The sequence below is a fragment of the Pararhizobium sp. LjRoot235 genome, assembly GCF_964254145.1.
Classification (GTDB): Bacteria; Pseudomonadota; Alphaproteobacteria; order Rhizobiales; family Rhizobiaceae; genus Pararhizobium.
Genome location: NZ_CAXUSP020000001.1, coordinates 587,773 through 607,481 on the forward strand (window position 1 = coordinate 587,773; position 19,709 = coordinate 607,481).

The 19,709-nt window shown below is 61.6% G+C and carries 20 protein-coding genes; 19 read left to right on the forward strand and 1 reads right to left on the reverse strand.

Annotated features, from left to right (window positions below; genetic code table 11):
• Positions 1-119: 119 nt before the first annotated feature.
• Entirely contained in the window at positions 120-692 is a 573-nt protein-coding gene (locus ACSQ2Z_RS02790; RefSeq protein WP_436079808.1) for a hypothetical protein, read from the reverse strand.
• A gap of 304 nt (positions 693-996) precedes the next feature.
• Between ACSQ2Z_RS02790 and sdhC the strand changes: the two genes are divergently transcribed.
• From sdhC to ACSQ2Z_RS02885, 19 genes are all read left to right on the forward strand, one after another.
• Positions 997-1,389: a succinate dehydrogenase, cytochrome b556 subunit gene (gene sdhC / locus ACSQ2Z_RS02795; RefSeq protein ID WP_436079809.1), complete on the forward strand. Its 393-nt coding sequence runs from the start codon at positions 997-999 to the stop codon at positions 1,387-1,389.
• A gap of 13 nt (positions 1,390-1,402) precedes the next feature.
• On the forward strand, positions 1,403-1,783 hold the full coding sequence (sdhD, locus tag ACSQ2Z_RS02800; protein ID WP_436079810.1) for a succinate dehydrogenase, hydrophobic membrane anchor protein: 381 nt from the start codon (positions 1,403-1,405) through the stop codon (positions 1,781-1,783).
• Between the two features lie 6 nt (positions 1,784-1,789).
• Complete coding sequence (sdhA, locus tag ACSQ2Z_RS02805; protein WP_436079811.1) at positions 1,790-3,634, forward strand: succinate dehydrogenase flavoprotein subunit; 1,845 nt, start codon at positions 1,790-1,792, stop codon at positions 3,632-3,634.
• A 12-nt stretch (positions 3,635-3,646) separates the two neighbouring features.
• Positions 3,647-4,426: a succinate dehydrogenase iron-sulfur subunit gene (locus tag ACSQ2Z_RS02810; RefSeq protein WP_436079812.1), complete on the forward strand. Its 780-nt coding sequence runs from the start codon at positions 3,647-3,649 to the stop codon at positions 4,424-4,426.
• Between the two features lie 432 nt (positions 4,427-4,858).
• The gene (locus ACSQ2Z_RS02815) at positions 4,859-5,407 is read left to right on the forward strand and encodes a protease inhibitor Inh/omp19 family protein (RefSeq protein ID WP_436079813.1); all 549 of its coding nucleotides are present in this window, start codon (positions 4,859-4,861) and stop codon (positions 5,405-5,407) included.
• A gap of 161 nt (positions 5,408-5,568) precedes the next feature.
• Positions 5,569-6,723: a cell division protein ZapE gene (gene zapE, locus ACSQ2Z_RS02820; RefSeq protein WP_436079814.1), complete on the forward strand. Its 1,155-nt coding sequence runs from the start codon at positions 5,569-5,571 to the stop codon at positions 6,721-6,723.
• A 197-nt stretch (positions 6,724-6,920) separates the two neighbouring features.
• Positions 6,921-7,883: a malate dehydrogenase gene (mdh, locus tag ACSQ2Z_RS02825; RefSeq protein ID WP_436079815.1), complete on the forward strand. Its 963-nt coding sequence runs from the start codon at positions 6,921-6,923 to the stop codon at positions 7,881-7,883.
• A gap of 45 nt (positions 7,884-7,928) precedes the next feature.
• Positions 7,929-9,125 carry an ADP-forming succinate--CoA ligase subunit beta gene (gene sucC, locus ACSQ2Z_RS02830; RefSeq protein WP_436079816.1) on the forward strand — a complete coding sequence of 399 codons (1,197 nt, stop codon included), beginning with the start codon at positions 7,929-7,931 and terminating at the stop codon, positions 9,123-9,125.
• Positions 9,126-9,130: 5 nt separating this feature from the next.
• Positions 9,131-10,033 carry a succinate--CoA ligase subunit alpha gene (gene sucD, locus ACSQ2Z_RS02835; protein ID WP_436079817.1) on the forward strand — a complete coding sequence of 301 codons (903 nt, stop codon included), beginning with the start codon at positions 9,131-9,133 and terminating at the stop codon, positions 10,031-10,033.
• Between the two features lie 161 nt (positions 10,034-10,194).
• Complete coding sequence (locus ACSQ2Z_RS02840; protein WP_436079818.1) at positions 10,195-13,191, forward strand: 2-oxoglutarate dehydrogenase E1 component; 2,997 nt, start codon at positions 10,195-10,197, stop codon at positions 13,189-13,191.
• Positions 13,192-13,204: 13 nt separating this feature from the next.
• On the forward strand, positions 13,205-13,519 hold the full coding sequence (locus ACSQ2Z_RS02845; RefSeq protein WP_436079819.1) for a YciI family protein: 315 nt from the start codon (positions 13,205-13,207) through the stop codon (positions 13,517-13,519).
• A 22-nt stretch (positions 13,520-13,541) separates the two neighbouring features.
• Positions 13,542-14,786, forward strand: coding sequence for a 2-oxoglutarate dehydrogenase complex dihydrolipoyllysine-residue succinyltransferase (gene odhB / locus ACSQ2Z_RS02850; protein WP_436079820.1), 1,245 nt, complete (start codon positions 13,542-13,544; stop codon positions 14,784-14,786).
• 13 nt (positions 14,787-14,799) lie between these two features.
• Positions 14,800-15,213: an MAPEG family protein gene (locus ACSQ2Z_RS02855; protein WP_436079821.1), complete on the forward strand. Its 414-nt coding sequence runs from the start codon at positions 14,800-14,802 to the stop codon at positions 15,211-15,213.
• 41 nt (positions 15,214-15,254) lie between these two features.
• Positions 15,255-15,896: a LysE family translocator gene (locus ACSQ2Z_RS02860; protein ID WP_436079822.1), complete on the forward strand. Its 642-nt coding sequence runs from the start codon at positions 15,255-15,257 to the stop codon at positions 15,894-15,896.
• Between the two features lie 2 nt (positions 15,897-15,898).
• Complete coding sequence (locus ACSQ2Z_RS02865; protein ID WP_436079823.1) at positions 15,899-16,393, forward strand: hypothetical protein; 495 nt, start codon at positions 15,899-15,901, stop codon at positions 16,391-16,393.
• Positions 16,394-16,395: 2 nt separating this feature from the next.
• A complete protein-coding gene (locus tag ACSQ2Z_RS02870; RefSeq protein ID WP_436082953.1) occupies positions 16,396-17,148 on the forward strand; it encodes an SDR family oxidoreductase in 753 nt (250 codons plus the stop codon).
• A 22-nt stretch (positions 17,149-17,170) separates the two neighbouring features.
• Positions 17,171-18,577, forward strand: a complete 1,407-nt coding sequence (gene lpdA / locus ACSQ2Z_RS02875) for a dihydrolipoyl dehydrogenase (RefSeq protein ID WP_436079824.1) — start codon at positions 17,171-17,173, stop codon at positions 18,575-18,577.
• 135 nt (positions 18,578-18,712) lie between these two features.
• Positions 18,713-18,874: a hypothetical protein gene (locus ACSQ2Z_RS02880; protein WP_436079825.1), complete on the forward strand. Its 162-nt coding sequence runs from the start codon at positions 18,713-18,715 to the stop codon at positions 18,872-18,874.
• Positions 18,875-18,898: 24 nt separating this feature from the next.
• Positions 18,899-19,699 carry a serine aminopeptidase domain-containing protein gene (locus tag ACSQ2Z_RS02885; RefSeq protein ID WP_436079826.1) on the forward strand — a complete coding sequence of 267 codons (801 nt, stop codon included), beginning with the start codon at positions 18,899-18,901 and terminating at the stop codon, positions 19,697-19,699.
• Positions 19,700-19,709: the final 10 nt, after the last annotated feature.

Below are 19,709 nucleotides of genomic sequence, written 5' to 3' on the forward strand. Positions count from 1 at the left end.
AGAGGAGCTTGTCGCAATCGCCTTCGATCTCCCTTGAGACGAGAGGTCAGGAAGTGACAGAGGGTATTCTCAAGACTATCGCGTACTTGGCGTCACTTTGGCGCGCAAACGGCGGGGCGTCAGCGGCGGATGACGCAGACGCCGGCTTCCCAGGAGCAGGCGCGGCCGGCGGTCGATGGGGTCACGCGGATGATCTTGGCGCGGGGGACGCGATAATCTGCGTCGGTATTGCCGCCGTAATAGCCATAGCCGCCACGTTCGGAGTAGAAATAGGTGCCGTTGCCCGGGTCGGTCCAGGCCGACAGTCCGCCGAAATAGGTACCGCCAAGGGTCTCGGAGGGAAAATCGCCGCCGCCATAGGCGGATTGCCGATAGTTCACGCGCTGGTCAGGATATTCGCGTATGATAATCCGTTGGCCGGGGCGGCGATAGGAACCGTAACGGCGCTCGAAATAGCGTCGGTTGGCGTTCAGGCCGGCAAGACGCACGTTGCGGTGGTGGCGGCGATCAAGGCGGCTATCGACATTGATGCCGGAAAGCACTTCCCGGTCGAGGCGCTCATGATGATGACGGCGGGTGAAATGCCGCTCGCCGTAACGGTCGCGCGCTTCGGCAATATCGGTAAACAAGAAGCCCACCGCAAAGACCGCGATCAGGACTTTCGTCGCATTCGACAGCTTGTTTGGACGCATTTCGGGCAGCCTCTCCGCGTAACACTTAACAAATCCTTAACAGGCAATGTGCGGCAAATGCCGGCAAAAGTCACGGGAATGCGTTGATTTTTCACGGTCTATCGTTAACGCGGTAGCCCTTTCGATTCGCTACGGCGTCCGTTTTCGTCTAATCGATTAAAATGATTTTGCACCGCAAACACACTTGTCGTTAATCAATATGGTGATTAAACGTCGACTGACTGAATTGTGCACAATCATGTGCAATACCGGATGAAAATAGTCCAGTTTTTGGGCGTCCGTCCGGTTGTTCCGTGGGGTTCCGATGACGAATGTCACCAAAAGCCGGCCGCTCTCGCCGCACTTGCAAATTTACAAGCCAATTCCGACCATGATCATGTCGATCGTGCACCGCATCACCGGTAGCGCCCTCTATTTCGGTACCATTCTCGTCGCCTGGTGGCTGATCGCCGCCGCCACCGGCCCGGCTTATTACGACTGGGTCATGTGGGCCTTCGGCACCCTCATCGGCCAGCTTATCCTGTTCTGCTATACCTGGGCCCTGGTGCATCACCTGTTCGGCGGCATCCGTCATTTCATCTGGGATCTCGGCTACGGTTACGAGAAACATTTTGCGACCAAGCTTGCGATCGCCAATCTGATCGCTTCGGTCGTCTTGACGCTTGCGATCTGGATCGTCGGTTACGCGGTTCGCTGAGAGGAGAATTTTCATGGATATGCGCACGCCTCTCGGCAAGGTTCGCGGTCTCGGTTCGGCCAAGGAAGGCACCGATCATTTCTGGCGCCAGCGGCTAACGGCGGTCGCCAACGTGCCGCTGATCATCTTCTTCGTCCTGTTCCTGATCAGATATGCCGGCGCGCCGCATGCGGATGTCGTTGCTGCCCTGTCGAACCCCTTCGCCGCGGTCATCATGGGGCTCATGGTCATCTCCGGCTTCACCCACATGAAGATCGGCATGCAGGTCATCATCGAGGATTATGTGCACGGTGAGGGCACCAAGATCGGGCTTCTCATGCTCAATACGTTTTTTGCGGTCGCAGTTGGCGGGCTCTGTCTTTTCGCCATCCTGAAGATCGCGTTTGCAGGGTAATTCAAAATGGCACCCAATATGTCGCCCGTTATCAACGGCAGAGCCTATACTTATGTCGACCATGCCTATGACGTGATCGTTGTCGGCGCCGGTGGCGCCGGTCTTCGCGCCACACTCGGCATGGCCGAACAGGGTTTCAAGACGGCCTGCATCACCAAGGTATTCCCGACGCGCTCCCACACGGTCGCAGCGCAGGGCGGCATCGCGGCCTCGCTGCAGAACATGACGCCGGACAGCTGGCAATGGCACCTCTACGACACCGTCAAGGGCTCCGACTGGCTCGGCGACGTCGATGCCATGCAGTATCTCGCCATGGAAGCGCCGAAGGCGGTCTATGAGCTTGAGCATTACGGCGTGCCCTTCTCGCGCAATGCCGAAGGCAAGATCTACCAGCGTCCGTTCGGCGGCCATATGCAGAACTACGGCGAAGGCCCGCCGGTGCAGCGCACCTGTGCCGCCGCGGACCGTACCGGTCACGCCATCCTGCACACGCTCTACGGCCAGTCGCTGAAGCACAACGCCGAATTCTTCATCGAATATTTCGCCCTCGACCTGATCATGTCCGACGACGGCAGCCGTTGCACCGGCGTCGTTGCCTGGAACCTCGATGACGGCACGATCCATCGCTTCGCTGCCAAGATGGTGGTGCTGGCGACCGGCGGCTACGGCCGCGCTTATTTCTCGGCAACCTCCGCCCATACCTGCACCGGCGATGGCGGCGGCATGATCGCGCGCGCCGGCCTGCCGCTGCAGGATATGGAATTCGTGCAGTTCCATCCGACCGGCATCTACGGCGCCGGCTGTCTGATCACCGAGGGCGCGCGCGGCGAAGGCGGCTATCTCGTCAATTCGGAAGGCGAGCGCTTCATGGAGCGTTATGCCCCATCGGCCAAGGATCTTGCCTCGCGCGACGTGGTCTCGCGCTGCATGACGCTGGAAATCCGCGAAGGCCGCGGCGTCGGCAAGAACAAGGATCATATCTACCTGCATCTCGACCATCTCGATCCGGCCGTGCTGCACGAGCGCCTGCCGGGTATTTCCGAGAGCGCCAAGATCTTCGCCGGCGTCGATGTCACCCGCGAGCCGATCCCGGTCCTTCCGACCGTTCACTACAACATGGGCGGCATTCCGACCAATTACTGGGGCGAAGTGCTGAACGCCGACAGCGCCAATCCGGAGCGGATCATTCCCGGATTGATGGCCGTCGGCGAAGCCGGCTGCGCCTCGGTGCATGGCGCTAACCGCCTGGGTTCCAACTCGCTGATCGACCTTGTAGTCTTTGGCCGTGCCGCTGCCATCCGCGCCGGCGAAGTGATCGACCGTGCCTCTTCGATCCCGGCGATCAACGAGAAGGCTTCCGAAAAGATCATGACGCGCTTCGACAGGCTGCGTCATGCCGATGGCGGAACGCCGACTGCCGTGCTGCGCGAAAAGATGCAGCGCACCATGCAGGAAGACGCCGCGGTCTTCCGCACGCAGGAATCGCTGGAATCGGGCTGCAAGCGCATGAGCGCGATCTGGCAGGAACTGCCGGATCTCAAGGTCACCGACCGCTCGATGATCTGGAACTCCGATCTCGTCGAAACGCTGGAGCTGGAAAACCTGATGGCCAACGCCATCACCACGGTCTACGGCGCCGAGGCCCGCAAGGAAAGCCGCGGCAGCCACGCCCGCGAAGACTATGCCACCGGTCCTTTCGCCGGCCGCGACGACGTCAATTGGCGCAAGCATACGCTGTCCTGGGTGAACGAGGCGGGCGAGGTGAGGCTCGACTACCGTCCGGTTCACACGGAACTTCTGCAGCCCGGCATCGATCCGTACAAGATCGAGCCGAAGGCACGTGTGTATTGAGGAGAATGAAACATGGTTGAACTCGCTCTCCCCAAGAATTCGCAGATGACTGAAGGCAAGGTCTGGCCGAAGCCGGCCGGGGCCAAGAACACCCGCGAATTGCGCGTCTATCGCTGGAGCCCGGACGACGGCAAGAACCCGTCGATCGACACGTTCTACATCGATGTCGACGATTGCGGCCCGATGGTTCTCGATGCGCTGCTCTACATCAAGAACAAGATCGACCCGACGCTGACGCTACGCCGCTCGTGCCGCGAAGGCATCTGCGGCTCCTGCGCCATGAACATCGACGGAACCAACACGCTTGCCTGCACCAAGGGCATGGACGAGGTGAAGGGCACGGTGAAGGTCTATCCGCTGCCGCATATGCCCGTCGTCAAGGACCTAGTGCCGGACCTCACCAATTTTTACGCCCAGCATCGCTCGATCGAGCCGTGGCTCAAGACCGTTTCGCCGACGCCGGCCAAGGAATGGAAGCAGAGCCACGAGGATCGCCAGAAGCTCGACGGCCTCTACGAATGCATCCTCTGCGCCTGCTGTTCCGCCTCCTGCCCGAGCTACTGGTGGAACGGCGACCGCTATCTCGGCCCGGCCGTGCTCTTGCAGGCCTATCGCTGGCTGATCGATAGCAGAGACGAGGCCAAGGGCGAGCGCCTCGACGATCTCGAAGACCCGTTCCGCCTCTATCGCTGCCACACCATCATGAACTGCGCCCAGACCTGTCCCAAGGGCCTGAACCCGGCCAAGGCGATCGGCGAGATCAAGAAGATGATGGTCGAGCGGCGGGTTTGACGGACTGGCGCTCTAGCACCCGAGTCCGGAGCCTCTTGCGTCGTTGTACTGTCCCCGCCCTTCTTTGTTTGAGAAGAAGGGCGGGCACCTTCTCCCCGTTTTGACGGGGAGAAGGTGCCCGCCGCACCCGCCGATTTCCAGAAGCCGAACAGCCCCTCTCCCAGCTTGCGGGGAGAGGTTAGGGTGAGGGGCAGAGTAGGCGTCTTCGCGGCTGGTTTTTGCGCCGTGGCGGAACGCATCGTTGGGAAAATTCAAGCGACAATAGTGCCTTCACACCGTCCGACAACCTCACGACGCAACGGATGCAACCGTTTCAATCATGCCACAGGCGTCAAAGAATTGCCGTTCTCTTGAATTGAAAGATGGTTTTAAGGTAATTCCGCCTATATGTCAGTCGATAACGCGGTGGCAGAGATGATCGGGAGCAGGAATATGCGGACAATACATGCGGTGGCGGGACTGGCCGTAGTGCTGGCGCTTTCTGGATGTCAGAGGACGTCCATGAGCGATTTCGGCGGAAACAGCATGTCGCCAGCCCCGTTGCAGGCGCAGCCCGTACCGAGCGTGTCTTCCGGCCAGCTCGACGCTCCGGCGACGACCGATACCTCGCAGTTCCCGGCAGCACCGGTCAGCGGCACCGCGACGGTCGGTGGCGTGCAGCAGCCGGCCGGGGTTGACGTCGCGGCGGCCACCAGTGCGCTCGATGTCACCAAGGAATCGATGGTCGGCAACTGGCGCGTCGCGAATGGCGGCAGTTCCTGCGACATGTTCCTGACGCTCACCAATCTCGGCAGCGGCTCGCGCGGCGGCACGCGCGGTTGCGCCGGTGAACTGACCCAGATGGGCTCATGGGAAGTGGCCGGCAAGCAGGTCGTCTTGAAGGATCGCAACGGCAATCCGCTGGCCCGCCTGTTCAAGACCGCCGATGCGCGGTTTGATGGCTCGACCAACAGCGGCCAGCCGGTCAGCCTCAGCCGTTAATCAAAAGCCCGGCAGACGCCGGGCTTTTTCTTGTTCGCCAGCCTGTGGAGCGTTTCCGCTTTTCTCCGAGTCACGAAAGCGCTCTATCTCTTTGTTTTCACGCATTTCCGGACGGAAAATCGTTTCACGCTTTCCCGGAAATGCACCAACCGGTCAAGCGCGTGCCAAATCCCGAAGACAGCATTTCGCGAAAACTCGAGGCCATGATCGCCGCCGGTACAGTGCGTCGCGATCCGGCCCAGCTTGGTATCGCCAGGCGTTTCGATCACCTGCTGATGGAGCTTGCCGGAAACCGCGCGGAGCGCAAGTCGAATGCGCTCGGCTGGCTGTTTGCCTCGCGCAAGCATGAGCACCCGCCGCTCAAGGGTCTCTATCTCCATGGCGGTGTCGGCCGCGGCAAGACCATGCTGATGGACCTGTTCTTCGAAACGGTGCCGATCCAGCGCAAGCGGCGGGCGCATTTCCATGAGTTCATGGCCGATGTGCACGAGCGCATCTTCAAGCACCGGCAGAAGCTGAAGAATGGCGAAACGCGCCAGGCCGATCCGATGCCGCCTGTGGCCTCGGAGATTTTTGCCGAAGCGCGGCTTCTCTGCTTCGATGAGTTTTCGGTCACCGATATTGCCGATGCGATGATCCTGTCGCGGCTGTTCGGTGCGTTGTTCGCCAAGGGCTGCGTGCTTGTCGCCACCTCCAATGTCGAGCCGGGCAATCTCTACATGGACGGCCTGAACCGCGGGTTGTTCCTTCCCTTCATCGACCTCCTGAAAGCCAATACAGAGATCATGCCGCTGGATGCCGGGACGGATTATCGCCTGGCGAAGATGGAGGGCCTGCCGGTCTGGCTGTCGCCGATGGGGCCTGCCGCGGATGCCGCGCTCGACCGGGCCTGGATCCATGCGACGGCCGGGCTTTCGGTTGCGGCCGCGGAGATTGCGCACAAGGGCAGGAAGATCAAGGTTCCGGCGGCGGCCAACGGCTGCGCCCGATTTTCCTTTTCGGACCTCTGCGAGCGGCCGCTGGGCGCCGCCGATTTTCTCGCCATCCTCTCGCATTACCGGACGATCTTCGTCGATCATATCCCGCATCTTGGGCCGGAGCGCCGCAACGAGACCAAGCGTTTCATCATGCTGATCGATACGATCTACGATCACGGCGCCCGGCTATTTGCGACGGCGGCCTCCATGCCGATCGAGCTTCTGACGGCCAAAAAAGGCACGGAGGGCTTCGAATTCGACCGCACGGTCTCGCGCCTGATCGAGATGCAGAGCGAGGACTATGCGCGAAATCATCGTACGGAAACAGTGGCTTCGTGACAATTTCTCGATGAAATTTCTTACGTTTACGTAAGAAATTTATGATCTAACCGATTGAATTTGTTCCACCCAAAAGTATCGGTTGATATTTTAGATTTTGAAGGTTAATTCCTTGCGCCGAAAGGTTTGCCACAGCTCGCGTCTTCGGCGCCACGTCAGGCCTTGTCAGATTTGGATCGCAAGAGGGAAGCACTTTCATGGCGCGCAACAAGATCGCACTTATTGGTTCTGGAATGATTGGTGGCACGCTGGCGCATCTCGCCGGCCTGAAGGAACTCGGCGACATCGTCCTGTTCGACATCGCTGACGGCATCCCGCAGGGCAAGGGCCTTGATATCGCCCAGTCCTCTCCCGTCGAAGGCTTCAACGCCAATCTGACCGGTGCCAGCGATTATTCCGCCATCGAAGGCGCCGATGTGTGCATCGTCACCGCCGGCGTTGCCCGCAAGCCCGGCATGAGCCGCGACGACCTGCTCGGCATCAACCTCAAGGTCATGGAACAGGTCGGCGCCGGCATCAAGAAATATGCCCCGAACGCCTTCGTCATCTGCATCACCAACCCGCTCGACGCCATGGTCTGGGCGCTGCAGAAGTTCTCGGGCCTGCCGAAGAACATGGTCGTCGGCATGGCCGGCGTGCTCGATAGTTCGCGCTTCCGCCTGTTCCTGTCCCAGGAATTCAATGTTTCCGTCCAGGACGTCACCGCCTTCGTGCTCGGCGGCCATGGCGACACGATGGTGCCGCTCGCCCGCTACTCGACCGTCGGCGGCATTCCGCTGACCGATCTCGTCAAAATGGGCTGGGTCACCAAGGATCGCCTCGAGGAAATCATCCAGCGCACCCGCGACGGCGGTGCTGAAATCGTCGGCCTCCTGAAGACCGGTTCGGCCTATTACGCCCCGGCAGCGTCGGCGATCGAAATGGCGGAATCCTTCCTCAAGGACAAGAAGCGCGTTCTGCCCTGCGCAGCGCACCTCACCGGTCAGTATGGCGTGAAAGACATGTATGTCGGCGTTCCGACGATCATCGGTGCCGGTGGCGTCGAGCGCATCATCGAAGTCGAGTTCAACAAGGCCGAGCAGGAAGCCTTCGACAAGTCGGTCGCTTCGGTCGCAGGTCTTTGCGAAGCCTGCATCACCATTGCTCCAAGCCTGAAATAATGGCCCTGAAGCCATTGCCGTTCGGCCCCAAACAGGAAATTTCCGATGAACATTCATGAATATCAGGCCAAGGCCCTGCTGAAGAGCTTTGGCGCACCGGTCGCGGAAGGTGTTGCCATCTTCTCGGCCGATGAAGCCGAAGCGGCTGCAAAGTCACTTCCGGGCCCGCTCTATGTCGTCAAGAGCCAGATCCACGCGGGCGGCCGCGGCAAGGGCAAGTTCAAGGAACTTGGACCCGATGCGAAGGGCGGCGTTCGTCTCGCCTTCTCGATTGAGGAAGCCAAGGCCCACGCCAAGGAAATGCTTGGGCATACGCTGGTGACGAAGCAGACCGGCGAAGCCGGCAAGCAGGTCAACCGCCTCTATATCGAGGACGGCGCCGACATCGAGCGCGAACTGTACCTGTCGATCCTCGTCGACCGCGCCGTCGGCCAGGTCTCCTTCGTGGTCTCCACCGAAGGCGGCATGGACATCGAGACCGTCGCGCATGACACGCCGGAAAAGATCATCAACGTCGCGATCGACCCGGAAAAGGGCGTCACGGCTGAAAACCTTGCTGCATTGACCTCGGCCCTGGAGCTCGAAGGCGAAGCCAAGGCGGATGCCGAAAAGCTTTTCCCGATCCTCTACAAGGCCTTCGTCGAGAAGGACATGAGCCTGCTCGAGATCAACCCGCTGATCGTCATGAAGAACGGCCGCATGCGCGTTCTCGACGCCAAGGTCTCGTTCGACGGCAACGCGCTGTTCCGCCATGAGGACGTCGTAGCGCTCCGCGACCAGACCGAGGAAGACGCCAAGGAAATCGAGGCCTCCAAGTACGACCTGGCTTACGTTGCCCTCGACGGCAATATCGGCTGCATGGTCAATGGTGCCGGCCTTGCCATGGCAACCATGGACATCATCAAGCTCTATGGCGCAGAGCCGGCGAACTTCCTCGATGTCGGCGGTGGCGCTTCGAAGGAGAAGGTGACCCATGCCTTCAAGATCATCACCGCCGATCCCGCCGTGAAGGGCATCCTCGTCAACATCTTCGGCGGCATCATGAAGTGCGACGTCATCGCCGAAGGCGTGATCGCGGCTGTCAAGGAAGTCGGTCTTCAGGTTCCGCTCGTCGTGCGCCTCGAAGGTACCAATGTCGAACTCGGCAAGAAGATCATCAACGAGAGCGGGCTGAACGTCATTTCCGCCGACGATCTGGACGATGCCGCCCAGAAGATCGTAGCTGCAGTGAAAGGTGCCTGATTCCGATGTCCATTCTCATCAACAAAGACACGAAAATCCTCGTTCAGGGTCTGACCGGCAAGACCGGCACCTTCCACACCGAACAGGCGCTCGCCTACCACGGCACCAAGATGGTCGGCGGTATCAACCCGAAGAAGGGTGGCGAGACCTGGGAAGGTTCCAAGGGCGAAAAGCTGCCGATCTTCGCGACCGTGGCGCAAGGCAAGGAAATGACCGGCGCCGATGCATCGGTGATCTACGTTCCGCCGGCAGGTGCCGCGGCTGCGATCATTGAGGCCATCGAGGCTGAAATCCGCCTGATCGTCTGCATCACCGAAGGCATTCCTGTTGCCGACATGGTCAAGGTCAAGGCCCGTCTCGACAAGTCGAAGTCCCGCCTGATCGGCCCGAACTGCCCCGGCGTTCTGACGCCGAACGAATGCAAGATCGGCATCATGCCGGGTAACATCTTCAAGAAGGGTTCGGTCGGCGTTCTCTCGCGCTCCGGCACGCTCACCTATGAAGCCGTGTTCCAGACCACCAACGAAGGTCTCGGCCAGACGACGGCTGTCGGCATCGGCGGCGACCCGGTCAAGGGCACCGAGTTCATCGACGTGCTGGAAATGTTCCTCGCCGACGACGAGACCAAGTCGATCATCATGATCGGCGAAATCGGCGGCTCGGCCGAAGAAGATGCGGCCCAGTTCCTCAAGGACGAAGCCAAGCGCGGCCGAAGCAAACCGATGGTCGGCTTCATCGCCGGCCGCACCGCGCCTGAAGGTCGCACCATGGGCCATGCCGGCGCGGTCATTTCCGGCGGCAAGGGTGGTGCTGAAGACAAGATCGCTGCGATGGAATCGGCCGGCATCCGCGTGTCGCCGTCGCCGGCGCGCCTCGGCAAGACGCTGGTCGAAGTCCTCAAGGGCTGAGACACGGCGATGTGATCGGGCCTGCGATTGCAGCGGCCCGGTTGCCTGCACGCAAAGAAAGGCAGCGGCGCTTCCGGCGCCGGTGCCAGCCAGGTCGACCGGGACTGAAAGCCGGCAGCGTTAACAAGTCAGGAGGCGGACGGACAGGTCCGCGAAGCACCATGGCAAGGCAAGAAGCCAACGAGCAATTTCTGCTGACCTCGTTCCTCGACGGAGCGAACGCCGGCTATATCGAGCAGCTTTATGCGCGCTACGAAAGCGATCCCTCGTCGGTCTCCGGCGAATGGCAGTCGTTCTTCAAGGCGCTGCAGGACCAGCCGGACGACGCGATCAAGGCGGCCAAGGGCGCCTCCTGGAAGAAGCCGAACTGGCCGATCGTCGCCAATGGCGAGCTGGTCTCGGCGCTCGATGGCGACTGGGGTACGGTCGAGAAGGTTATCGAAAAGAAGGTGAAGGCCAAGGCCGAGGAACAGGCCGCCGTCACCGGAGTCGCGCCGAGTGCGGCCGATGTCCACCAGCAGACCCGTGACAGCGTTCGCGCCATCATGATGATCCGCGCCTACCGCATGCGCGGCCATCTGCACGCCAAGCTCGACCCGCTCGGCATTGCAGCACCGGTCGAGGACTATAACGAGCTTTCGCCAAAGTCCTATGGCTTCGAGGAAAGCGATTACGATCGCCGGATCTTCCTCGACAACGTGCTTGGCCTTGAATACGCGACCATTCGCGAAATGCTCGAAATCCTCGAGCGGACCTATTGTTCGACGCTCGGCGTCGAGTTCATGCACATCTCCGATCCGGAAATCAAAGGCTGGGTCCAGGAGCGCATCGAAGGCCCCGACAAGGGCGTCGAATTCACGCCGGAAGGCAAGAAGGCGATCCTTCAGAAGCTGATCGAGGCGGAAGGTTTCGAGCAGTTCATCGACGTCAAGTACAAGGGCACCAAGCGTTTCGGCCTCGACGGTGGTGAATCGCTCATCCCGGCGCTGGAGCAGATCATCAAGCGCGGCGGCCAGGTCGGCCTCAAGGAAATCATCCTCGGCATGGCCCATCGCGGCCGTCTGAACGTCTTGACCAACGTCATGGGCAAGCCGCACCGCGCCGTCTTCCATGAGTTCAAGGGCGGCTCCGCCGCACCGGACGATGTCGAAGGTTCGGGCGACGTGAAGTACCATCTGGGTGCTTCTTCCGACCGCGAGTTCGATGGCAACAAGGTTCACCTGTCGCTGACGGCGAACCCGTCGCATCTCGAAATCGTCAACCCGGTAGTCATGGGCAAGGCCCGCGCCAAGCAGGACCAGATGGCGAAGGTCTTCGAAGGCGACATCATTCCGCTGTATGAGCGCGCCCAGGTCATGCCGCTGCTGTTGCATGGCGATGCCGCCTTTGCGGGTCAGGGCGTGACGGCGGAAATTCTCGGGCTGTCGGGTCTGCGCGGTCATCGCGTTGCCGGCACCGTGCACTTCATCATCAACAACCAGATCGGCTTCACCACCAATCCGGCTTTCTCGCGCTCGTCGCCTTACCCCTCCGACGTTGCCAAGATGATCGAAGCGCCGATCTTCCACGTCAACGGCGACGACCCGGAAGCCGTGACTTACGCGGCCAAGATCGCCACCGAATTCCGGATGAAGTTCCACAAGCCTGTCGTCATCGACATGTTCTGCTATCGCCGCTTCGGCCATAACGAGGGCGACGAACCATCCTTCACGCAGCCGAAGATGTACAAGGTCATTCGCGCCCACAAGACGGTCGTCCAGCTCTATGGCGAACGCCTGATCGCCGAAGGCCTGATTACCGAGGGCGAACTTGAGAAGATGCGCGCCGATTGGCGCGCCCATCTGGAACAGGAGTTCGAGGCGGGGCAGGCCTACAAGCCGAACAAGGCTGACTGGCTGGATGGTGTCTGGTCGGGCCTGCGCGCTGCCGACAATCAGGACGAACAGCGCCGCGGCAAGACCTCGGTGCCGATGAAGACGTTGAAGGAAGTCGGCCGCAAGCTGTCGGAGGTTCCGGCAGGCTTCAACGTCCACAGAACCATCCAGCGTTTCATGGATGGCCGCGCCAATATGATCCAGACCGGTGAGGGCATCGACTGGGCGATGGCGGAGGCACTCGCTTTCGGAACGCTCGCCATCGAGGGCACCAAGATCCGCCTGTCGGGCCAGGATTGCGAACGCGGCACCTTCTCGCAGCGCCATACCGTTCTCTACGATCAGGAGACCGAAGAACGCTATATCCCGCTTGCCAACCTGTCGCCGACCCAGGCGCGTTACGAGGTCATCAACTCGATGCTCTCGGAAGAGGCGGTGCTCGGTTTTGAATACGGCTACTCGCTTGCGCGTCCGAATGCACTGACGCTCTGGGAAGCCCAGTTCGGTGACTTCGCCAACGGTGCGCAGGTCGTCTTCGACCAGTTCATCTCGTCGGGCGAACGGAAATGGCTGCGCATGTCCGGCCTCGTCTGCCTCTTGCCGCATGGCTACGAAGGCCAGGGTCCGGAACATTCGTCGGCCCGCCTCGAGCGCTGGCTGCAGATGTGTGCCGAAGACAACATGCAGGTCGCCAACGTCACCACGCCGGCGAACTACTTCCACATCCTGCGCCGTCAGGTGAAGCGCGATTTCCGCAAGCCGCTGATCATGATGACGCCGAAGTCGCTGCTGCGCCACAAGCGCGCCGTTTCCAGTCTGTCGGAAATGGCGGGCGAGACCTCTTTCCACCGCCTCTTGTGGGACGACGCTGAGGTCATCAAGGACGGCCCGATCAAGCTCCAGAAGGACGCCAAGATCCGTCGCGTCGTTCTGTGCACCGGCAAGGTCTATTACGACCTTCTGGAAGAGCGCGAAAAGCGCGGCATCGACGATGTCTATCTGCTGCGCGTCGAGCAGCTCTATCCGTTCCCTGCCAAGGCGCTGATCAACGAGCTCTCGCGCTTCCGCAATGCGGAAATGGTCTGGTGCCAGGAAGAGCCGAAGAACATGGGCGCCTGGTCGTTCATCGACCCGTATCTGGAATGGGTGCTTGCCCATATCGATGCGAAGTACCAGCGCGTCCGCTACACCGGCCGTCCGGCCGCCGCCTCTCCGGCGACGGGTCTGATGTCCAAGCATCTCGCCCAGCTCGCCGCCTTCCTCGAAGACGCGCTCGGCGGTTGAGAGGCGGCGCGCCATGGCCTATTTTCATCTGAAACTAGTGCCACCCCGCAGCACATTTCCTCACGACGCGACGTCTGAGGAAATGGCTGCGATGGAGCGTCACTCCGTCTATTGGCGAGCGCAAGCCGATGCGGGACGAGCAATTGCGGTCGGTCCCGTGTTCGCCAAGGACGGCGCCTGGGGCATGGCTCTCGTGGAAGTCTCCGATGAGGAGGCCGCCCAGGCCCTTGCCGATGGCGATCCGGTCATCGCCGCCCGCCTGGGCTTCCAGTTCGAAATTGCCGCTATACCCTCACTCATTCTCCGGCACCTGCCGCATAACCGATAACGATCAAAGTCAGGATCTGAAAATGACCACAGAAATCCGCGTTCCCACCCTCGGAGAGTCCGTCAGCGAAGCGACTGTCGGGACATGGTTCAAGAAGGTGGGCGACACCGTCAAGGCCGATGAGCCGCTGCTCGAACTGGAAACCGACAAGGTGACGATCGAGGTTCCGGCGCCTTCCGCAGGCACGCTCTCCGAAATCGTCGCTAGCGCCGGTGAAACCGTTGGTCTCGGCGCACTGCTCGGCCAGATCGCCAACGGTGCCGCCGGCGCCGTTTCTGCCGCCCCTGCAGCGGAAAAGAAGGCGGCCGCTCCGGCCGCAGCTCAACCGGCCGCCGCCGCCGCTGCCCCTGCCGCTCCGCAGGTTGCTTCTGCGATGCCGGCTGCGCCGGCCGCTGCCAAGATGCTCGCCGAAAACAACCTCACCGCCGACCAGGTTGACGGCTCCGGCAAGCGCGGCCAGGTGCTGAAGGGCGATGTCATCGCTGCTGTCGCCAAGGGCCTTTCGACGCCGGCCGCGTCCGAGCCGATCAAGATCATAACCCGTGGCCCATCACCGGCAGAGGACGCGCCGCGCGAAGAGCGCGTCAAGATGACCCGCCTGCGTCAGACCATCGCCAAGCGCCTGAAGGACGCCCAGAATACGGCGGCCATGCTCACCACCTATAACGAGGTGGACATGTCGGCGGTCATGGACCTGCGCAACCGCTACAAGGACCTGTTTGAAAAGAAGCACGGCGTCAAGCTCGGCTTCATGGGCTTCTTCACCAAGGCCGTGACGCATGCGCTGAAGGAAATCCCGGCCGTCAACGCCGAGATCGACGGCACCGACATCATCTACAAGAACTTCTGCCACATCGGGGTCGCCGTCGGCACCGACAAGGGTCTCGTCGTTCCTGTCGTGCGCGATGCCGACCAGATGTCGATCGCCGAAATCGAGAAGGACATCGGCCGTCTTGGCAAGATGGCCCGTGACGGTGCGCTGTCGATGGCCGACATGCAGGGTGGCACCTTCACCATCTCCAACGGCGGCGTCTACGGCTCGCTGATGTCCTCGCCGATCCTCAATGCGCCGCAGTCCGGCATTCTCGGCATGCACAAGATCCAGGAGCGCCCGGTCGTCGTCGGCGGCCAGATCGTCATCCGTCCGATGATGTACCTGGCGCTCTCCTACGATCACCGGATGGTCGATGGCAAGGAAGCCGTGACCTTCCTGGTCCGAGTCAAGGAAAGCCTGGAAGATCCGGAACGTCTGGTTCTCGATCTGTAAGAGGCGCTGAAACATGGACGCGGCAGCGCTGGCGGCATCGCCCTTCCTTTCGCTCCTCGCCTGGAGCGTCGTGCTGCTCGTCTTTCATGTCGGCCTGCAGGGCATGACGTCGACATTGGAACTCGGATCGGCCTGGAATGCCGGTCCGCGCGACGTTGAGAAGAAGCCGTCCGGCAAGCTCGCCGGGCGGGCCGCGCGGGCATCGGCCAATTTCCAGGAGACCTACCCGGCCTTTATTGGGCTGGCGCTCGCGCTTGGCATTACCGGTGATCCGACCGGCTGGGGCCTCATCGGCGCCTGGGTTTGGTTCGCCTTCAGGCTTGCCTATATTCCGCTCTATCTGGCGGGCGTTTCCTACGTCCGATCCCTCATCTGGCTTGGCTCGCTCGCCGGGCTCCTCACTATGGTATCGGCGCTCGTTTTCTGAGAGGAAAGCGGTCGCCTGACAGCGATAACCGGAGACGTGCCGTGCACCCCTATCTTTTCGAACTCGCATCGCTGATGGCGATCTTCTTCTTCGCCATCGTTTCTCCCGGCGCCGACCTTGCCATGGTCATGCGTCAGTCGCTGGTTCATGGCCGCCGCTCGGCGATCGTCACCTCCTTCGGCGTCGGCACGGCGCTGATGTTCCATGTGACCTACACGATCCTCGGTCTCGGGCTGGTCATCTCGCAGTCGATCTACCTGTTCAACATCGTCAAATGGTGTGGCGTCGCTTACCTGCTCTATATCGGCGTCAAGGCACTCAAGGCCGGCAGGACGGATATGACGGTCGAGCACGGAGGGGCTGACCCGACGAAGAAGCGCCAGACCGTGTTGAAAGCCTTCGGTCTCGGGTTTGCCGCCAATGCGCTCAACCCCAAGGCCGTCTTCTTCTTCCTGTCGATCTTCTCGACGGTGGTCAGCGCCCATACGCCGATCGCGGTGAAGTTCGGCTATGGCCTCGTCATGGCAAGCAGCCTGATCCTCTGGTTCGTCGGCGTTAGCCTGTTCATGACGACGCCGAAGATGCGCGCTGCCTTTTCGCGCGCCAGCCAGTGGATTGATCGCGCCAGCGGCCTCGTCTTCATAGCCCTTGGCCTGAAGCTCGCTACTGAAAAGGCAGGCTGAGCATGCGCCTTGCCGCTCCCGCGTCAATCCTGGGTTTCCTGCTGGCTGTAACGCCAGCGACTGCTGCAGATTGCCTGCAGAAGCAGGCGATCTATGGCGATGCGGACGGCGCCTATGAAGTGCGTTTCGAACCGGTGGGCTCGGCCAGCGCCGCAACCAGCAATCATTTCAAGGTCAAGGTGGCGAAAACCGACCTGGTGCTGGATGGCATCGTCATGCCCTCGGGCGAACCGGTCCGGCCAAACGGCATGATCATGAACAATTGCCCGGAGGGCGACGTCACGGGCGAGGAGATTGCCGCCTGCACCGTCTGGGAAGGCGTGATCTACTCGATCGGCGTCGACGGCAAGGTTGGTTCCTTGCCTGAGGAGGGTTCGGAAGCGGCGGCGCAATTGCTCCTGCCCGATTTCGGTCCCGCCGTGCGCAACTCATCCATCTGGGGCAAGGCGACGGTCGCGCCCTGGGATGTTCTGGCTTTGAAGGGATGTGTCCAATGAAGATCAGCGATCAACCCGTCCTTTTGGTAACCGGCGGGAGCCGCGGCATCGGGGCAGCGATCTGCCACTCGGCGGCCGAGCAGGGCTGGGCCGTTGCCATCAACTATGCCTCGAACCGCCCGGCCGCAGATGGGGTCGTCAAGGCGATCGCGGCGGCCGGCGGCAAGGCGGTCGCGATTGAAGGCGATGTCGGCAGCGAAGCCGGGATCGCTGCGATTTTCGACGCGGTGGACAAGGCCTTCGGCCGTCTCGACGGGCTGGTCAACAATGCCGGCATCGTCGGCATGCCGGCCAGGATCGACGAGATCACGCCCGAGCGGCTGGAACGCATGCTGCGTGTCAATGTTTCCGGCTCGATCCTTTGCGCGGCTGCGGCCGTGCGCCGCATGTCGGTCCGTCACGGCGGCAAGGGCGGCGTCATCGTCAATATCTCCTCGATGGCCGCCGTGCTCGGCTCGGCCGGACAGTATGTCGATTATGCCGCCTCCAAGGGCGCGATCGATAGTTTCACCATTGGCCTGTCGCGCGAAGTCGCCTCCGATGGCATCCGCGTCAATGCGGTTCGCCCGGGCATCATCGATACCGACCTTCACGCTTCCGGCGGTCTTCCGGATCGCGCCCGCGAACTCTCGCCGACCATTCCGCTGAAACGGCCGGGCACTGCGCAAGAGGTCGCCGACGCCGTTATCTATCTGCTTTCCCCTTCGTCGTCCTATGTAACGGGCGCCATTCTCAACGTCAGCGGCGGACGATAGCCGCTCTCAAGAAGGACCATTCATGACTTATGATCTTATTGTTATCGGCACCGGCCCCGGCGGCTATGTCTGCGCCATCAAGGCAGCCCAGCTTGGCCTGAAGGTCGGCGTCATCGAAAAGCGCGCCACCTATGGCGGCACCTGCCTCAATATCGGCTGCATTCCCTCGAAAGCCCTGCTGCATGCCTCGGAGGTCTTCCACCAGACCGCCCATGGCATCGACGCGCTCGGTGTCGAGGTGTCTGCTCCGAAGCTGAACCTTGAGAAGATGCTCGCCCACAAGGACGCGACGGTAAAGTCGAACGTCGACGGCGTCGCCTTCCTCTTCAAGAAGAACAAGATCGACGCCTTCCAGGGCACCGGCAAGGTTCTTGGCGAAGGCAAGGTCTCCGTCACCAACGACAAGGGCGAGGAGCAGGTCATAGAGACGAAGAACGTCGTCATCGCCACCGGCTCCGATGTTGCCGGCATCCCCGGCGTCCAGGTCGAGATCGACGAGAAGATCATCATTTCCTCCACCGGCGGTATCGCGCTGGAGAAGGTTCCGGCCACCATGGTGGTCGTCGGCGGCGGCGTCATCGGGCTTGAGCTCGGCTCGGTCTGGTCGCGCCTCGGCGCCAAGGTGACCGTGGTCGAATATCTCGACATGATCCTCGGCGGCATGGACGGCGAGGTCGCCAAGCAGTTCCAGCGTATGCTCGCCAAGCAGGCTGTCGACATCAAGCTCGGCGCCAAGGTGACCGGCGTTGAAAAAACGGCTTCCGGCGCCAGGGTGACCTTCGAGCCGGTCAAGGGCGGCGAGGCTGCGACGATCGATGCCGATGTGGTTCTGATCGCCACTGGCCGCAAGCCGTTCACTGAGGGCCTTGGCCTCGCCAAAGCCGGCGTCGTCATGGATACCCGCGGCTGCGTCGAGATCAACAACCATTTCCAGACCAGCATTCCCGGCATCTATGCGATCGGCGATGTCGTGCGCGGCCCGATGCTCGCCCACAAGGCCGAAGACGAGGGCGTCGCTGTTGCCGAGATCATCGCCGGTCAGGCGGGCCACGTGAACTATGATGTCATTCCGAGCGTCGTCTACACCCAGCCGGAAGTCGCCTGCGTCGGCAAGACCGAGGAAGAGCTGAAGGCGGCAGGCATCGCCTACAAGGTCGGCAAGTTTCCGTTCACGGCCAACGGCCGCGCCCGCGCCATGCTGGCGACCGACGGTTTCGTCAAGATCCTCGCCGACAAGGACACGGATCGCGTTCTCGGCGGTCATATCGTCGGCTTCGGTGCCGGCGAGATGATCCACGAGATCGCCGTGCTGATGGAATTCGGCGGCTCCTCGGAAGACCTCGGCCGCACCTGCCACGCGCACCCGACCATGTCGGAAGCGGTCAAGGAAGCGGCACTCGCGACCTTCGCAAAGCCGATCCATATGTAAGGACGATGCGCAGGGGGCCGTGACAATCGGCCCTTTGCGGCCTCCCCCTCCGGCGGTCTACGATCGTCGCGATTTCAATACGTTACGGCGTCGCAGGTTCGATGTGCCGCGTGACGCTGCAGGGGGAGCATGCCGATGGCGCTACGCAGTTATCCGGTTCCCGTCACCTTGCCGCATCCGGCGCTGCCGCAAGCTGACGGTGAGCGCGCTTGCCGCTTCTGCTTCGGCATTGCCCGGCGCACGTCCGCTACCTCGGGCACGGGCCAGGCTTCGCTCCCGAAGGGCTCTGGACTCTGACCAGACTTCCGGTGAACATGCGGCATGAGCGCCACAAAACTCCTGCTGACCCTGCCGCTGACGATGGTCTTCGCCTATATGTCGCTTGTTGGCGTGGTGTATCTTTCACAGCGTGCCCTCATCTTTCCTGGCGCAAGCGCAGCGCCCGCTCCGGAGCACGCAGCCTGGGGTGAGAACGTCTCCATCAAGACGCCCGACGGTGAGACGCTTCATGGGCTGTACAACCAGGGCACATCCGGCAAGCCGGGCGTTCTGCTCTTTTTCGGGAACGGCGACCGTGTCGGCAATTACGGCTTTCTCGCGCAGGCGCTGGCCGCGCGCGGCATTGGATTGCTGGTGATCTCCTATCGCGGTTATCCGGGATCGACGGGCTTGCCGAGTGAGGAGGGGCTGCTGACCGACGGCATCGCAGCATTCGACTGGCTTTCAGCACGCTCCAAAAGCGAGATCGTTGTTCTCGGCCGCTCGCTGGGCACCGGCATCGCCGTGAACACGGCAGCGCAGAGGCCGGCCGTCGGTTTGGTTCTGGTGTCCGCATTCCTGTCGGTTCTGTCCGTCGCAGAAACGCGCTATCCATTCCTTCCGGTCGCGCTTCTTATCAGGGATCCCTTCCGCTCGGATCTCAAAATAACGAAGGTGAGCCAACCAAAGCTGTTCATTCACGGTCGGCGTGACGACAGCATCCCCCTATCTTCGGGCGAGGCGTTGTACCGCGTCACGCCCGAACCCAAGCAGATGCTGATCGATGATGGGGCGGGTCACAATGATATCTGGAACAACAGCACGGTTGGATATGTCATCCGGTTTGTCGAGGCGCTGAAATGAACCGCGCCAG